Here is a 14,986-nt window from a genome sequence, read left to right on the forward strand (position 1 = left end):
TCCGGCCAGGGTGATTCCCTTTTTGACCCACGGAGAATTCCAACGCTATGAAACGCATCGTCCTGTTTGTCATGACCAACCTCGCGGTGGTGGTGGTGCTCGGCATCGTCGCCAGCCTGCTGGGCGTCAACCGCTACCTTACCGCCAACGGCCTCAACCTCACCGCACTGCTGGGGTTCGCGGCCATCATGGGCTTCGGTGGTGCCATCATCTCGCTGCTGATCAGCAAGCCCATGGCCAAGTGGACGGCTGGCGTGCGCATCATCCAGCAACCGCAGAACGCGGATGAAGCCTGGATCGTGCAGACCGTCGAGAAGCTGGCCAACCAGGCCAACATCGGCATGCCCGAAGTCGGCATCTTCGAAGGCGCACCGAACGCGTTCGCCACGGGCGCATTCAAGAACTCGGCGCTCGTCGCCGTGTCCACCGGCCTGCTGCAGGGCATGACGCGTGAGGAAGTCGAAGCCGTGCTCGGCCACGAGGTCGCGCACATCGCCAACGGCGACATGGTCACCATGACGCTGATCCAGGGCGTGATGAACACCTTCGTCGTGTTCCTCAGCCGCGTGATCGGCTACTTTGTCGACTCGTTCCTGCGCCGCGGCAGCGACAACAACTCCGGCCCCGGCATCGGCTACTACGTGACCACCATCGTGCTGGACATCGTGCTCGGTTTTGTCGCCGCCATGATCGTGGCCTGGTTCTCGCGCCAGCGCGAATTCCGCGCCGATGCAGGTGCCGCGCAGCTGATGGGCCGCCGCCAGCCGATGATCAACGCCCTGGCCCGTCTGGGTGGCCTGCCGGCGGGTGAACTGCCCAAGGCGGTGGAAGCCATGGGCATCACGGGTGGCATCGGCAAGCTGTTCGCGACGCACCCGCCGATCGAAGAGCGCATTGCCGCGCTGCAAAGCGCGGGGGCCGGCCGGCAGTAAGTGCTGCACGCTGCTCCGGCGCGTTGTGCGCCGATGGAAGCCCCGGTCGAAAGCCCGGGGCTTTTTCATTGGCGCGGGTTCAGTCGAACACCTTGCCGGGGTTCATCAGCCCGAGCGGATCGAGCGCGAGCTTGATCGAGCGCATGGCTTCAAGCTCATCTGGCGTACGGCTCACGCCGAGCCAGGGTTTCTTGTGCAGGCCGATGCCGTGTTCTGCAGACACGCTGCCGCTGAACTTCTCGACCTCGCCGTAGACGATGGCTTCGACGTCGTGCTCGCTGCCGTCCACCGTGGACATGTCGGTGGAGAGATGCAGGTTGCTGTCGCCGATGTGGCCGAAGAAGACCGAGATGTTGCCGGGCCAGCGTGCGTCCAGCGCCGCGCGGCAGGCGGCGGCGAAGCGGCCGATGTCGGCCATGGGCAGGCTCACGTCGAAGTTGAGTGGCGGGTGCATGTTCGTCGGCAGTTCGGCGGTGGCTTCGCGGATCTTCCAGAACGAGCGTGCCTGTGCCTGCGATTGCGCGATGGCCGCGTCGAGCACGAGGCCCGCTTCCATGGCCGAGCCGAGTTCTTCTTCCAGCGCGGCTGCAAGCGCCGCTTCATTGCTTCCCGAAATTTCCGTGAGCACGATGAACGGGTGCACGTCATCGAATGGCTCGCGCAGCGACTGCCATTTCAGCGATGCGGCGACGAAGTCGCGCCACATGAGCTCGAAGGCCGACACCGAGCCGCTGAAGCGTGCATGCAGGCGGCCCAGCAGCTCCAGCGCCGCGTCGAACGTGGGCAGCGCCACCAGCATGGTGGCCCGTGTGCGGGGCAGCGGATGCAGGCGCAACACCGCGCGCGTGATCACGCCCAGCGTGCCCTCGGCACCAATGAAGAGTTGTTTGAGGTCGTAGCCCGTGTTGTTCTTCTGCATGGGCCGCATCATCGGCAGCACGCGGCCATCGGCCAGCACGGCTTCGAGGCCGAGGGTCTGCTCGCGCATCATGCCGAACTGCAGCACGCCATTGCCACCCGCGTTGGTGGCGAGGTTGCCACCGATCTGGCAGGAGCCACGCGCGCCCAGGTCCACACCGAACAGCAGGCCTTTGGCTGCAGCCGCTTCGTGCACGGCCTGCAATGTGGCGCCGGCCTGTACCGTCATGGTGGACGCGGCGACGTCGATGGATTCGATGGCATTCATGCGGTCGAGCGACAGTGCGACGGCATCCGGTCGCGGCACGGCGCCGCCCGCCAGACCGGTCAGGCCCCCTTGCGGTACCACCGGCACGCCGTGCTTCGTGCAGAGGCGCAGTGCGGCACTGACCTGTCCGGTGTTGCGCGGCCGCAGGAGCGCCAGCGGCAGGGCCGGCGATACGCCGCTCCAGTCGGTGCGATGGCGCGGTGCGATGGCTTCGCCGGTGGAGACGGCGTCGGCGCCGAGGGCTTCGACGAGTTCAGCAAGAAACATCTTCAACCCTTGCTGGCGTACGCGAAACCCAGCGCGGTTTCGAGCATGCGGCGCAGGTGCACCTGCACGCCGCGCGCCGTGCCCTTGAGGTAGTTGAACGGCATGCGCTCCTGCATGTAGCTCGACTGTGTCATCTCCAGCTGGATGGCATGCACGCCCTTTTCCGGCACGCCGTAGTTGCGCGTGATGTAGCCGCCGGTGAAGCGACCGTTGAGCACCGAGGTGTAGCCGGGCGCGGCCTGTTGCGCGGCATCGAACACCACCTGCTCCAGCAGGGTGTCGCAACTGGCGCCCTTGTTGGTGCCCAGGTTGAAGTCCGGCAGCGTGCCGGTGAAAAAGCGCGGCACCACCGAGCGGATGGAGTGTGCGTCCCACAGCAGCGCGATGCCATGCGCGGCACGCAGCACCGACAGTTCGAGCGCGAGCTTGCGGTGGTACGGTTCCCAGATCGCTTCCCGGCGCTGTGCGATCTCCACCTCGCCAGGCACTTGCCCGTGTGCGTAGATCGGCGTGCCGTTGAAGGTGTCCACCGGGCACAGGCCCGTGACGCTCTGGCCGGGGTAGAGGCTTGCGCCGTCGGGCGGCCGGTTCAGGTCGATCACATAGCGCGAATGCGTGGCGACGAGCACCGATGCGCCGAGCTCGTCGGCGAAATCGTAGAGCTGCTCCAGATGCCAATCGGTGTCGTGCACTTCGCGCGCCTCGGGTGTGAAGCGCGCGGCCAGAGCGGACGGCACATGCGTGCCGACGTGCGGCATCGAGATGAGCAGGGGACTCGTGCCTGCACGGAAGCGGAACGGCGGCTCGGTGGTGGAGAAACTCATGGGTTCGGGGACGCGAGGAGTTGCGAACGCGCCGCGACGAAAGCGGCCTTGGCTTCATTGTGCAGCGCATGCCGCCCGCCCTGCACGCGCGGCCGGCCATTCACCCACACGCTGTCGATGGCGGAGGTGCGGTGGCTGGCGAAGATGTGTGCGGAGAGCATGTCGGGCGCTTCGAGTCCCGCCAGCGCGCAATGGTTCGCGTCGAGCACGACGAAATCTGCCTGCTGGCCGGGCGCGATGCCGCGCGTCTCACGGCCCGAGGCCTGCGCGCCACCCTGCACGGCACCCAGCGTGAGCTCGGTGGCGGTCTGCGGGTGCGCGTCGTCGCGCGTGGCGGGCGCGACATTGCGGCGCCGGGTCAGCAGGCGCTGGCCGTATTCGAGCAGCATGAGTTCTTCGGCCGCGTTGACGGTGGCGTGGCTGTCCGAGCCGATGCCCCACACGCCGCCGGCTGCACGCCAGGCGGAGAAGTCGAACAACCCGTCGCCCAGGTTGGCTTCGGTGGTCGGGCACAGGCCGGCGACCGCACCGCTCTTGCCTGCCCGCAGGTATTCGCCGGGACTCATGTGCGTGGCATGCACGAGGCACCAGCGTGCGTTCACCGGTGCGTGGTCGAGCAGCCAGGCAACGGGGCGCTGGCCGCTCCAGGCGATGCAATCGTCCACTTCGCGTGTCTGTTCGGCGATGTGGATGTGGATGGGCGCGGTGTTGTCGATGGCGTCGAGCCCGGCCAGCGCTTCGCGCAGGGCATCGGGCGGTACGGCCCGCAGCGAATGCGGTGCGAGGCCGAGGCGCGCGCCTTGTGCGACACAGACCGGATGCAAGGTGTCGAGCAGGCGCAGCATCGATTCGGTGGAACGGATGAAGCGGCGTTGTCCTTCGGTCGGCGGCAACGCACCGAAGCCACTGGTCTGGTAGAGCACGGGCAGCAGCGTGAGGCCGATGCCGGTGTTGCGCGCGGCAGCCAGCAACGCGTGGCTCATCGCTGCGTCGTCGGCATACGGCATGCCGTCGGGCGCATGGTGCACGTACTGGAACTCGCACACGCCGGTGTAGCCGGCTTCGAGCATCTCGGCATACAGCCAGGTGGCGATGGCTTCCATCTGCGCCGGGTCCAGCCGCAGCGCGAAGCGGTACATCAGCTCGCGCCAGCTCCAGAAGCTGTCCTGCGCGCCGTTGCCGGGGCCGCGGAATTCCGTCAGGCCCGCGAAGCCGCGCTGGAAGGCATGCGAATGCAGGTTGGGCATGCCGGGCAGCAGCGGGCCGATAGCGCGCGTGACGCCTGCAGGGGCGGGCACATCGCCGATTGCACGGACACCCGTGATGTGGCCGGCGTTGTCCCATTCGATCAGCACATTGCGCGCCCAGCCGGTGGGCAGCAGGGCGTCGGCGGCGAAGATGGACTGCGTCACAGCGCGCCCTCCGCGATACGACCCTGCCGCACCACGGCGCGTACCGGGCGCTGGCCGAACCAGTAGGCGAGCTCGGCGGCGTCCTTCAGGTTCCACAGAACGAAGTTGGCGGGCATGCCGGCTTCGATGCGGCCGTGCGTGTCCTGCAGCCCCAGCGCGCGCGCGGCGTGTTGCGTGACACCGGCAATCGCTTCCGGCACCGTGAGCCGGAACAGCGTGCACGCCATGTTCACCATCAGCAGCAGGCTGAGCGCGGGCGAGGTGCCGGGGTTGTGGTCGGTGGACACGGCCATCGGCACACCGGCAGCGCGCAGCGCGTCGATGGGCGGCAGCTGCGTGTCGCGCAGCGTGTAGTAAGCGCCCGGCAGCAGCACGGCCACGGTACCGGCCTCGCGCATCGCGTCGATGCCCTTGTGCGACAGGTGCTCGATGTGGTCGCACGACAGCGCGCCGTAGCGCGCGGCCAGTGCAGCGCCGTCCATGTCGGAGAGCTGTTCCGCATGCAGCTTGACGGGCAGGCCGAGCGCCTTCGCGGCCTTGAAGACGCGCTCGGTTTCTTCGAGGGAGAACGCGATGCGTTCGCAGAACACGTCGACCGCATCGACGAGCTCCTCGGCAGCAAGCGCGGGCAGCATCTGCTCGCACACGAGGTCGATGTAATCGCTGCTGCGCCCGGTATATTCCGGCGGCAGCGCATGCGCACCGAGGAAGGTCGTGCGGACCGTGACGCCATGTGCCTCGCCCAGCCGGCGCGCTACGCGCAACTGTTTGCGCTCATGTTCCAGCGCGAGGCCGTAGCCGGACTTGATCTCGATGGCACACACACCTTCGGCCAGCAGGCTCGCAAGGCGTGCCGATGCGGCGTCGAAGAGTTCGTCTTCGCCCGCTTCGCGCGTGGCACGCACGCTCGAGACGATGCCGCCGCCAGCGCGCGCCACTTCCTCGTAGCTCGCGCCGGCCAGCCGCATCGCAAATTCATGGGCACGCTGGCCGCCGTAGACGAGGTGCGTGTGGCAATCCACGAGACCCGGCGTCACGAGGGCTCCCTTCGCATCCTGGCGGGGCATGGCGGCGAAAGCCGGCGGCACCGCCGCTTCGGTGCCGACCCATGCAACGCGGCCGTCCTGCACGGCAATGGCGCAGCTGCCGCTACTGCCCGCGTCATGCAGGTTCACGCCGGTCCACAGGCCATCGGCGGAAGGCGCATCGGAAAAATGGCGCGTCGAATGGTGGGTCATGTGACGGGCTCCAGCCGGATCGACAGCATGGCTGCAGAACCGTCGTTGCTTTCGGGCGCGGCTTTCACGTGATGCCGCGTGTCTGCCCACCACAGCCCCTGTTGCGGCGGGCAGAGCAGGTCGCCCGAGCCGACCACCAGACGCCATGTCCCCGACAGCGACATCAGGAAGCCGTGCTTCGACGCGTCGAGCTTGAAGGCCTTGCGGTGGATCTCGATCCGGGGCTGCAGACGGCCACGCCGCACCATCAGGTTGAAATCCGTCGTGGTGCCGTCCATCAGTTTGCCGAAGATCGCCGCCTCACCGGGAAAGGCGAACGGCTCCCACGGCGTGTCGAGCCGGTGGTCGATGCCGTCGTCCTTCGAACGCAACCGGACACCTTGCCCGTCCATCAGCATGATCGTGCGGTCGATGCCCGGGAAGCTGGAGAACGGCCCGCTGCTTGCGATGGTGGCCAGGCTCACGCGCCAGTCGAACGTGTCGAAGCCTGCGCCGGACGGCCAGCACAGCACCTCGCGCGTATCGCCGCCGCCGTTTTTCCAGGGGGTCGGGTCGATGGCGGCAGCGTCGAAGTGGTGGACGGTCATGCCGTCCATGATCGCAGGTTCATGGCGCGATCAGTTAGGTTGAATCCCTGCCTGCTTGACCACGGCAGTCCACTTGACCGTCTCGGACTTGATGAAGGTGCCGAGTTCCTCCGGCGTGCTGCCGACGGTGAAGGCGCCGATGGCGTCATAGCGCTTCTTGAATTCGGGGCTCTGCATGATGGCGGCCATTTCCCTGGAAATCTTGTCGATCACCGGCTTGGGCGTGCCGCTGCGTGCGACCACGGCGTACCACGAGGTCACCTCGAAACCGGGGAAGCCCACCTCGGCGAAGGTCGGCACGTTCGGCAGCCAGGGCGCGCGCGTCTTGTAGGCGACGGCCAGCGGCTTGAGCTTGCCGGCCTGCACGTTCGGGATGGCCGTGATCACTTCGTTGAAGATGAACTGCGTCTGGCCCGACAGCAGGTCATTCATGGCCGGAGCCGCGCCCTGGTAGGGGATGGCCGTGAAGTCGGCGCCGGCCTGCGTCTTGAGCAGCTCACCGGCGAGGTGCGAGTAAGCGCCCAGGCTCACGCCGAAATTGACCTTGCCGGGGTTCTTCTTCGAGTACTCGATGAGTTCCTTCGGATTCGAGGCGGGCACGCTCGGATGCACCAGCAGCACCTGCGGCGTGAGCACCAGCAGCGAGACGGGCGTGAAGTCCTTCTCGAGGTCATAGGACAGCGTCTTGAACAGCGCGGGTTGCACCGTCAGGTTGGACGCGGGTGCGAGCAGCAGCGTGTAGCCGTCGGCCGGCTGGCGCGCGACGTAGTCGAAGCCGATGTTGCCGGCAGCGCCCGAGCGGTTCTCGACGACCACGGGCTGGCTGAGGCGCTTTCCGAGCTCATCCGCAGTTTCGCGCGCCACCTTGTCGGCGATGCCACCGGCAGGGTAGGGCACGACGAGGTGGATGGTCTTCACGGGATAGTCCTGCGCGTGCGCTGCAGCGGCGACGAGCAGCGCGCCGAGTGCGGCGGCGAGGCGGGTGGAGGGAAATTTCATGACGGGAGACTCCGGCAAAAAGTTGAGGACGAAGGGACGGGAGGACGGGGATGGAACGGGAAGGCCGGTGCGGCTACCAGTGCGGATGCGCGGGGTCGAACACGGGCCTGAACATGAAGAGCCGGGCGATCTGCAGATAGCCACGGTAGTAGAAGTTGCTGTTGGTCGCGAGCATCTCCTCGCGGTTGTCGATGAACCTGCGGCGGATGCGGTACCAGGGCAGCGTCGGCTGGCGGTGGTGCACGAGGTGCAGGTTGTTGTAGAGGAAAAGGACGCCCATGACCGTGTTCGACTCCACGATGGCCACGCGCTCCATCGGCTTCTCGCCCCAGCGGTGCTCGGTGAAGGTACGCAGCATGCCCAGCGACATGCCGGGCCATGCGAAGCACACCAGGTACTTCCACAGCGGCATGTCGCACACCACCAGCACCCAGTACAGGATGACGGTGAGGCTCACTACGTGCGCACCCCAGTGCGGCAGATGGGAGTAGTCACCGGACATGACACGCAGGGTTTCCTTCTTCGCAAGTTTCCACAGGCGTATGAAGGGACCGAAGACCAGGCGGAACCACAGTGTCTGGTTGAGCATGACGATGTGGTACTGCAACCGGTTCTTCGGCGGCCACATGCCCTGCATCTGATAGTTGCTCTCGGTGTCGCGCTGCGGGTGCGTGAGGTGGAAGTTGACGTGGTGCGTGCTGTGGCTCTTGTTGTAGATGGGGTAGGGCATCCACAGGCCGAGCGGCGGCCAGACGAAGGCGGTGCGTAGCCACGCGGGCCAGTTGCGCATGGCATGGATGCTTTCGTGCTGCAGCGAGAAGTGCCACTGCACGACATAGCCGCCGGCCAGGAAGAGCACGATGCCCGGAATGGAGGCATGCCACCAGGTGAGGGCGAGCCACGATGCGTAGAGTGCGAGGCCGAGTACGACGGTCGGCAGTTCGTAGCGATCCCAGAATTTTTGCTGATCCATGGCTCAAGTCTCCCGCTCTGTGGTGCGCGCATCACGGCAGTCCACTGTACGCCGGTGCGCGCGGTGTGGCGGTCGATGCTGTGCATCGACTTCCCTGCGCTGCTCGCCTTGGGGGTGCATGGCGAAACTCGCTACGCGCTCTTCAAGCGCTGCGCTCAGACAGTCGCCATGAGTCAGTTGTCGAAGCGCGCTGTGCGCGCCACCCCCAAGGCTGTGCTGCTCGGCGCCACACAGCGCGCACCGGCGTACAGTGGACTGCCGTGAGGCAGGGTGGGCCCATACACATTGGAAAGTTTCAAGGCGCTCTGCGTCAGGGTGCCTGTGCGCAGCCGAGAAGCGCAGGTGGGACGGCCAGCGCGCGCAGCGCGCTTCAATTTCATACTTGCGGCGCTTGTCTGAACGAAGCGCTCGAAGAGCGCGCAGTGAGTTGCGCCGCGTGGCCGTCCCGTCGAGCATCGCAGGGCACCCCTGCGCAGCAGGGGCAAGCACCGGCACCCTGACGCAGAGCGCCTTGAAACTTTGTGCCGGGCAAACGAAGGTACGCGTAGACACGGCTCAGAGCTCCTCGAACGCGGGTACGACGCGCCGCGAAATTGCGGCAAGCAACTGGTAGTCCTGGGCATCGGGCACGGCGAAGCCAGCAAGCAACAATCGTTCCCTGATGGCTGCCAGCTCCGCCGCTTGCATGGACGCCTGCAACGCGAACCGCAGGGATGCGAGCGTCGAATCGTCGAGCGACGCCGTGGCGATCAGCGGCGGAATCGGCGTGGGCTGCGTCGACGCGATGATGCGCACGCGCGATGCGAACGCCGGGTCATTGTGTCGCAGCAGCTCGTGGTAGTACGCGTCCAGCGGACCGACGTCGATCTCGCCGCGATCCAACGCGTCGATGACACCGCGCGCGTGGATCAGGTCGCCGACCGCGCGCGCATAGAGACGACTGCCGCGTTGCGCACGATACGGCGCGAGATGTGCACGAAAGGCCACGCCGCCGGACATCGAATCCGCCAGCGTGTAGCCGACCGTGCCGCCGAACGTGTCTTCCAGCCGCTGGAAGGGGGAGTCCGCGCGCACCACGATGTCGGTGAAGTACACGGGTTTGCGGTCGAAACGGGCGGGCGAGGGCACCGGCGCGGCGACCAGCTGCACTGTGCCCGCTTCGCGCAGCGAGAACGGCAGGCCGCACATCATCGCGATGCCCAGATCGTCGCGCGCCCACAGCGCATTGAGCGGCGCGGGCGGGTCGTAGTCGATCACGGGCCAGTCGAGATTTGCCCGGCGCAGCACCCAGGCCAGCAGTTCCTTCCAGTCGGCGCGCACCTGCGGCGTGGCCGAATACATGCGGGCGTTGGCGACAGGCGTGCTCATGGTCATGACCTCAGCGATAGCGCAGCGTCTGGCCGATGCCCAGCTTCTTCGCCTTCTCCAGCATGGCGTGGCCGAGCGCGATGTCCGACAGCGACAGGCCTCGGTGCCAGAACAGGTTGGTCTCGTCATCGCTCTGGCGTCCGGGTTTGAGACCGGCGACGATCTGGCCGAGTTCGGCGTGCAGCGTCTGCTCGGAGAACTTGCCTGCGTCCACGTGTGCGCGCAACGCGCCGTACGGGCCCGAGCGCGCCTGGCCCCAGTCGTCCATCACCATCTTGTCCATGATGTCGGTGAGCGAGAGTTCCACGGCACTCATCGTGCCGTAGGGAATCACGCACGCGCCCTTCTTGATCCACTCGGTCTTGAGCATCGGCGTGGGCTTCTCCAGGCGCGAGGCTTCGACCACGATGTCAGCGCCGCGCACGGTGGATTCCCAGTCGGTGGTGACGACGATCTTCTTGCCCAGGTCTTTCTCCAGCTGCGCGCCGAACGCATCGCGGCTTTCGGGGCGGCGCGAGTGAACACGGATCTCATCGAAGTCGAAGATGGCATCAAGCAGCCGCACGTTCCAGTACGACGTGCCGCGCGCGCCGATGTGGCCGAGCACCTTCGAGTCCTTGCGGGCGAGATGTTTCGCGCCGATGGCCGTCACCGCGCCGGTGCGCATGTCGGTGATGTCGGAGGCGTCGATCATCGCCAGCGGCACCCCGGTTTTCGGATCGAACAGGTTGAGGATCGCGAGCTCGGACGGCAGCCCGTGCTCGTAGTTGCGGTAGAAGTCGCCCACCGTCTTCACGCCGGCGACGCCGTGTTCGCCCAGCGTGCGGATGTAGCCGCGCAGCACGTTGAAGTGGCCCGGGTAGTCCTTCTCGGGCACGAGGTGCATGCGCGGCGCGATGGTGGTCTGGCCGAGGCCTTGCGCGCGCAGGCCTTCTTCCACCGCCGCGACGATCTCCGCGTCGGTGAGCTGGAGCGCTTGCACGTCGGGATGGTTCAGATACGTGAGGTTGATTTCTCGGGACATATTCACTTCACCATCGGCAGCTTCAGGCCGTGTTTCTTCGATGCGGCAATGGCTTGTTCGTAGCCCGCGTCCGCATGGCGCATCACGCCGCTGGCCGGGTCGTTCCAGAGCACGCGCTCGATGCGCTTTGCTGCCGCGTCGGTGCCGTCGCAGACGATCACCACACCCGAATGCTGCGAGTAGCCCATGCCCACGCCGCCGCCATGGTGCAGGCTGACCCAGGTGGCGCCGCCGGCGGTGTTGAGCAGCGCGTTGAGCAGCGGCCAGTCGGACACGGCATCGGTGCCGTCCTTCATGCTTTCGGTTTCGCGGTTGGGGCTGGCGACCGAGCCGGTGTCCAGATGGTCGCGGCCGATGACGATGGGCGCCTTGAGTTCGCCGTTCTTCACCATCTCGTTGAAAGCCAGGCCTGCCTTGTGGCGCTCTCCCAGGCCGAGCCAGCAGATGCGTGCGGGCAGGCCCTGGAAGCTGATTCGTTCACGCGCCATGTCGAGCCAGCGGTGCGTGTGCTTGTTCTCGGGGAACAGTTCCTTGATCTTCGCATCCGTCTTGTAGATGTCCTCCGGATCGCCCGACAGCGCGACCCAGCGGAACGGGCCCTTGCCTTCGCAGAACAGCGGGCGGATGTAGGCGGGCACGAAGCCGGGGAAGTCGAACGCGTTCTTCACGCCTTCGTCGAAGGCCACCTGGCGGATGTTGTTGCCGTAGTCCACGGTCGGCACACCCATGGCCTGGAAGTCCAGCATGGCCTGCACGTGCACCGCGCAGGACTTCGCGGCAGCGGCTTTCAGCGTGGCATGCTGCGACGGATCTTTCATCGCCGCGCGCCATTGTTCGAGCGACCAACCCATCGGCAGGTAGCCGTTGATCAGGTCGTGCGCCGAGGTCTGGTCGGTGACAAGGTCGGGCTTGAGGCCGCCAGCCTTTGCCCGCTTCACCAGTTCGGGCAGGATGTCCGCCGCGTTGCCCAGCAGCGCGATCGACACGGCTTCCTTCGCCGCCGTGTGCTGCTTGATGAGCGCGAACGCGTCGTCGATGTCCTTCGCCTGCTTGTCCACGTAGCGCGTGCGCAGGCGGAAGTCGATGCTCGCCTGCTGGCATTCGATGTTGAGCGACACCGCACCGGCCAGCGTGGCCGCGAGCGGCTGCGCGCCGCCCATGCCGCCCAGGCCTGCGGTCAGGATCCACTTGCCCGACAGGTCGTTGTTGTAATGCTGGCGGCCGGCTTCGACGAAGGTCTCGAACGTGCCCTGCACGATGCCCTGGCTGCCGATGTAGATCCAGCTGCCGGCCGTCATCTGGCCGTACATGAACAGACCCTTGCGGTCGAGTTCGTTGAAGTGCTCCCAGTTGCCCCACTTGGGCACGAGATTGGAGTTGGCCAGCAGCACGCGCGGCGTATCCGCATGCGTGCGGAACACGCCGACCGGCTTGCCCGACTGGATGAGCAGCGTCTCGTCGTCGTTCAGGTCTTTCAGCGACGCGATGATCTGGTCGTAGCATTCCCAGTTACGCGCGGCGCGTCCGATGCCGCCGTAGACCACGAGGTCCTGCGGGCGCTCGGCGACCTCTGCATCGAGGTTGTTCTGCAGCATGCGGAACGGCGCTTCGGTGAGCCAGCTCTTGCAGTGGAGCTGGCTGCCGCGCGGTGCGCGGATCACGCGGGTCGGGTCGTGGCGCGGATCGGCGTCGGCCGTGGCGGGGAGCTTCTCGGGAGCGTTCATGTTGAAGTCCTTTGGTTCAGTGGATGGGAGCCGCAGCGCGGCTCGGAAGGATGGCTGCGACCGGTGCCGGCCATTCGCTGCGCAGCGCCCACAGGCGCATGGCTTCGACGTCGTCGGCGAGGTAACGGTCCTGCTCGATGAAGGCGACCTTGTTGCGGATGCCGCTGAATTCGGCTTCCACGATGTCGGAGGAGCGCAGGCCGCCGTTGGTGCCGCGCTTGAGCTCGATGCCTTGCGCGGCCGCCATGGCCTCGATGCCGGTGACGACGGCCGTGTTGTTCACCATGTCGGCCAGGCGGCGCGCCGCGAAGGTGGCCATCGACACATGGTCTTCCTGGTTGGCCGAGGTTGGCAGGCTGTCCACGCTGGCCGGGTGCGCGAGCGACTTGTTTTCTGATGCGAGTGCCGCAGCGGTCACCTGCGCAATCATGAAGCCGGAGTTCACGCCGCCATCGCGCACGAGGAAGGGCGGCAGGCCGGAGAGGCCGGTGTCCAGCAGCAGCGCAATGCGGCGCTCGGCGATCGCACCGATTTCGCTCACCGCGAGCGCGATGATGTCGGCCGCGAAGGCCACGGGTTCGGCGTGGAAGTTGCCGCCGGAAATCACTTCGCCCGTGTCCGTGAAGACCAGCGGGTTGTCCGATGCGGCGTTGGCCTCGGTGGTCAACACGCGCGCCGCGTGCACCAGGTTGTCCAGGCATGCGCCCATGACCTGTGGCACGCAGCGGATGGAATAGGGGTCTTGCACGCGGCCGCAGTCGGCGTGAGATGGCACGATCTCGCTGCCGTCGAGAAGCGTGCGCAGCGCAGCAGCCACGGCGATCTGCCCGGGCTGGCCGCGCGCGGCGTGGATGCGTTCGTCGAACGGCTTCACCGACCCCTGGATCGCCTCGAGCGACAGCGTGCCCGACATGATGCCGGCTGCGAACACGCTCTCCGCGCCGAACAGGCCCGACAGCGCGAGCGCGGTCGACACCTGCGTGCCATTGAGCAGTGCGAGACCTTCCTTCGGGCCGAGCACGAAGGGCGCGAGGCCGATTCGCTTCATGGCTTCAGCGCCCGTCACCACTTCCCCTTCGGGCGTGAGAACGCGGCCTTCGCCGATCAGCACACAGGCCAGATGCGCGAGCGGCGCGAGATCACCTGAAGCGCCCACGGAGCCCTTCGACGGGATGCGCGGTAGCAAGCCCGCTTCGAGCAGCGAGAGCAGTGCGTCGATGATTTCCGGCCGCACGCCCGAATGTCCACGCGCCAGGCTCACCGCCTTGGTCGCCAGGACGAGGCGCACCACCGCGTCCGGCAACGGTTCGCCGGTGCCGACGCTGTGCGAGAGCACGAGGTTGCGTTGCAGCTCGGCCAGCCGCTCGTGCGGAATGACGGTCTGCGCCAGCTTGCCGAAGCCCGTGTTGATGCCGTAGACCACCTGGCCCCCGGCCACGATGTTGGCGACGGCGGCTTGCGCCGCCGCCACGCCGCTGCGGACTTCATCGCCCAGCGACAGCACCGCCTCGCCCGAATGGATGGCGCGCAGGTCCACGAGCGACAGGCCCTGCGACTCCAGAACGATGCGGCGTGGTGTGTTCATGGTCTGCTCCTGTCTATACAAGATATCGGGTCGACGGAATGGCTCTGTGTTCTTCAATGTGCATGCGGCGCTCAGCCGCGCGCGGGTAGCTTTTCTGCGCGGAAGCGGCTGCCCAGGCGATACCGCTGCCCGGGGTGGAGGCAGCGCACCAGCGTGACGGGCACGCCCGCCGACCAGGTCCGCCGCGTGAGCAGCAGGCAGGGCTGGTTCGCAGGCATCTGCAGATGCGCTGCCTGTTCGGGCGTCGGCAGCACGGCGTCGACAACGTGCTCGATCTGGTCGAACGGCACATGCTTCACGAGGTATTCCGAAGGCGTGGCGCTCTCGAAGTCCTCATGAATGAAATCCGGCGCCATGCGCGGGTTGACGTAACGGTCTTCGAACTGCACGGGCACGTCGTCTTCGAAGTGCACGCACATCACGGAGTAGACGGACTCACCGGTGCGCAGGTCGAGTGCGGCGGCCACGTCCAGCGGCGCTGCCACACGTGCGAGGGAAATCAGCTCGCAGCGGTAGTCGTGTCCGCGCTGTCGGATCTCGTCGGCGATGTTGGCGATCTGCAGCAGTGTGGACTGCGGCTTCTCCTGCGCGACGAACGAGCCGACGCCGGCGACGCGGACGATGCGCCCCTGGTCCGCCAGCTCGCGCAGTGCGCGGTTCACGGTCATGCGCGCGATGCCGAACTCGGCGACCAGGTCGGCTTCGGAGGGCACGCGATCACCGGGCTTCCAGGAGCCATCGGAAATCTTGCGCGCGATGAAGTCCTTGACCTGCTGGTACAGCGCCGACGGAGTGCTGGACTTCCCGGTCGTGGCGCTTCTGACGCTGGAGGTTGCGGTGGACATGGTTCGCCGGTTGAGCGGTGTG

Annotated in this window: 13 protein-coding genes; 1 reads left to right on the top strand and 12 read right to left on the bottom strand. The window is 66.7% G+C overall.

Annotation, left to right across the window (positions count from 1 at the left end):
* The first annotated feature begins 47 nt into the window (after nt 1-47).
* The gene (gene htpX, locus ACO2Q9_RS13470) at nt 48-932 is read left to right on the top strand and encodes a protease HtpX (protein WP_423312187.1); all 885 of its coding nucleotides are present in this window, start codon (nt 48-50) and stop codon (nt 930-932) included.
* Between the two features lie 79 nt (nt 933-1,011).
* Here htpX and ACO2Q9_RS13475 read toward each other — a convergent pair whose 3' ends face one another.
* The 12 genes from ACO2Q9_RS13475 to hutC form a co-directional block, all read right to left on the bottom strand.
* The gene (locus ACO2Q9_RS13475; RefSeq protein ID WP_423312189.1) at nt 1,012-2,385 is read right to left on the bottom strand and encodes an FAD-binding oxidoreductase; all 1,374 of its coding nucleotides are present in this window, start codon (nt 2,383-2,385) and stop codon (nt 1,012-1,014) included.
* Nucleotides 2,386-2,387: 2 nt separating this feature from the next.
* A complete protein-coding gene (gene hutG, locus ACO2Q9_RS13480) occupies nt 2,388-3,209 on the bottom strand; it encodes an N-formylglutamate deformylase (protein ID WP_423312192.1) in 822 nt (273 codons plus the stop codon).
* The gene (locus tag ACO2Q9_RS13485) at nt 3,206-4,621 is read right to left on the bottom strand and encodes a formimidoylglutamate deiminase (protein ID WP_423312194.1); all 1,416 of its coding nucleotides are present in this window, start codon (nt 4,619-4,621) and stop codon (nt 3,206-3,208) included. Before ACO2Q9_RS13485 ends, hutG begins: the two co-directional genes overlap by 4 nt.
* Nucleotides 4,618-5,859: an imidazolonepropionase gene (hutI, locus tag ACO2Q9_RS13490; RefSeq protein ID WP_423312196.1), complete on the bottom strand. Its 1,242-nt coding sequence runs from the start codon at nt 5,857-5,859 to the stop codon at nt 4,618-4,620. The genes ACO2Q9_RS13485 and hutI overlap by 4 nt, the downstream gene beginning before the upstream one ends.
* The gene (locus ACO2Q9_RS13495; protein WP_423312198.1) at nt 5,856-6,446 is read right to left on the bottom strand and encodes a HutD family protein; all 591 of its coding nucleotides are present in this window, start codon (nt 6,444-6,446) and stop codon (nt 5,856-5,858) included. The genes hutI and ACO2Q9_RS13495 overlap by 4 nt, the downstream gene beginning before the upstream one ends.
* 30 nt (nt 6,447-6,476) lie before the next feature.
* Complete coding sequence (locus ACO2Q9_RS13500; protein WP_423312200.1) at nt 6,477-7,445, bottom strand: Bug family tripartite tricarboxylate transporter substrate binding protein; 969 nt, start codon at nt 7,443-7,445, stop codon at nt 6,477-6,479.
* Between the two features lie 73 nt (nt 7,446-7,518).
* Nucleotides 7,519-8,418 (bottom strand): fatty acid desaturase, encoded by a 900-nt coding sequence (locus ACO2Q9_RS13505; protein WP_423312202.1) that lies wholly within the window; start codon nt 8,416-8,418, stop codon nt 7,519-7,521.
* 555 nt (nt 8,419-8,973) lie between these two features.
* Entirely contained in the window at nt 8,974-9,786 is an 813-nt protein-coding gene (locus ACO2Q9_RS13510) for a phosphate/phosphite/phosphonate ABC transporter substrate-binding protein (RefSeq protein WP_423312204.1), read from the bottom strand.
* A gap of 10 nt (nt 9,787-9,796) precedes the next feature.
* Nucleotides 9,797-10,810 carry an ornithine cyclodeaminase family protein gene (locus ACO2Q9_RS13515; protein ID WP_423312206.1) on the bottom strand — a complete coding sequence of 338 codons (1,014 nt, stop codon included), beginning with the start codon at nt 10,808-10,810 and terminating at the stop codon, nt 9,797-9,799.
* Nucleotides 10,811-10,812: 2 nt separating this feature from the next.
* Nucleotides 10,813-12,534: a urocanate hydratase gene (hutU, locus tag ACO2Q9_RS13520; RefSeq protein ID WP_423312208.1), complete on the bottom strand. Its 1,722-nt coding sequence runs from the start codon at nt 12,532-12,534 to the stop codon at nt 10,813-10,815.
* A 16-nt stretch (nt 12,535-12,550) separates the two neighbouring features.
* Nucleotides 12,551-14,119, bottom strand: a complete 1,569-nt coding sequence (gene hutH, locus ACO2Q9_RS13525) for a histidine ammonia-lyase (protein ID WP_423312210.1) — start codon at nt 14,117-14,119, stop codon at nt 12,551-12,553.
* Nucleotides 14,120-14,190: 71 nt separating this feature from the next.
* On the bottom strand, nt 14,191-14,964 hold the full coding sequence (gene hutC, locus ACO2Q9_RS13530; RefSeq protein WP_423312212.1) for a histidine utilization repressor: 774 nt from the start codon (nt 14,962-14,964) through the stop codon (nt 14,191-14,193).
* Nucleotides 14,965-14,986 lie beyond the last annotated feature (22 nt).

This window comes from Variovorax sp. VNK109, from assembly GCF_049445855.1.
Lineage (GTDB): Bacteria > Pseudomonadota > Gammaproteobacteria > Burkholderiales > Burkholderiaceae_C > JAGOCV01.

Coding starts and splice junctions, on each gene's coding strand:
- htpX (WP_423312187.1), top strand. CDS start 48: ATGAAACGCATCGTCCTGTTTGTCATGACCAACCTCGCGGTGGTGGTG.
- ACO2Q9_RS13475 (WP_423312189.1), bottom strand. CDS start 2,385: ATGTTTCTTGCTGAACTCGTCGAAGCCCTCGGCGCCGACGCCGTCTCC.
- hutG (WP_423312192.1), bottom strand. CDS start 3,209: ATGAGTTTCTCCACCACCGAGCCGCCGTTCCGCTTCCGTGCAGGCACG.
- hutI (WP_423312196.1), bottom strand. CDS start 5,859: ATGACCCACCATTCGACGCGCCATTTTTCCGATGCGCCTTCCGCCGAT.
- ACO2Q9_RS13495 (WP_423312198.1), bottom strand. CDS start 6,446: ATGACCGTCCACCACTTCGACGCTGCCGCCATCGACCCGACCCCCTGG.
- ACO2Q9_RS13500 (WP_423312200.1), bottom strand. CDS start 7,445: ATGAAATTTCCCTCCACCCGCCTCGCCGCCGCACTCGGCGCGCTGCTC.
- ACO2Q9_RS13505 (WP_423312202.1), bottom strand. CDS start 8,418: ATGGATCAGCAAAAATTCTGGGATCGCTACGAACTGCCGACCGTCGTA.
- ACO2Q9_RS13510 (WP_423312204.1), bottom strand. CDS start 9,786: ATGAGCACGCCTGTCGCCAACGCCCGCATGTATTCGGCCACGCCGCAG.
- ACO2Q9_RS13515 (WP_423312206.1), bottom strand. CDS start 10,810: ATGTCCCGAGAAATCAACCTCACGTATCTGAACCATCCCGACGTGCAA.
- hutU (WP_423312208.1), bottom strand. CDS start 12,534: ATGAACGCTCCCGAGAAGCTCCCCGCCACGGCCGACGCCGATCCGCGC.
- hutH (WP_423312210.1), bottom strand. CDS start 14,119: ATGAACACACCACGCCGCATCGTTCTGGAGTCGCAGGGCCTGTCGCTC.
- hutC (WP_423312212.1), bottom strand. CDS start 14,964: ATGTCCACCGCAACCTCCAGCGTCAGAAGCGCCACGACCGGGAAGTCC.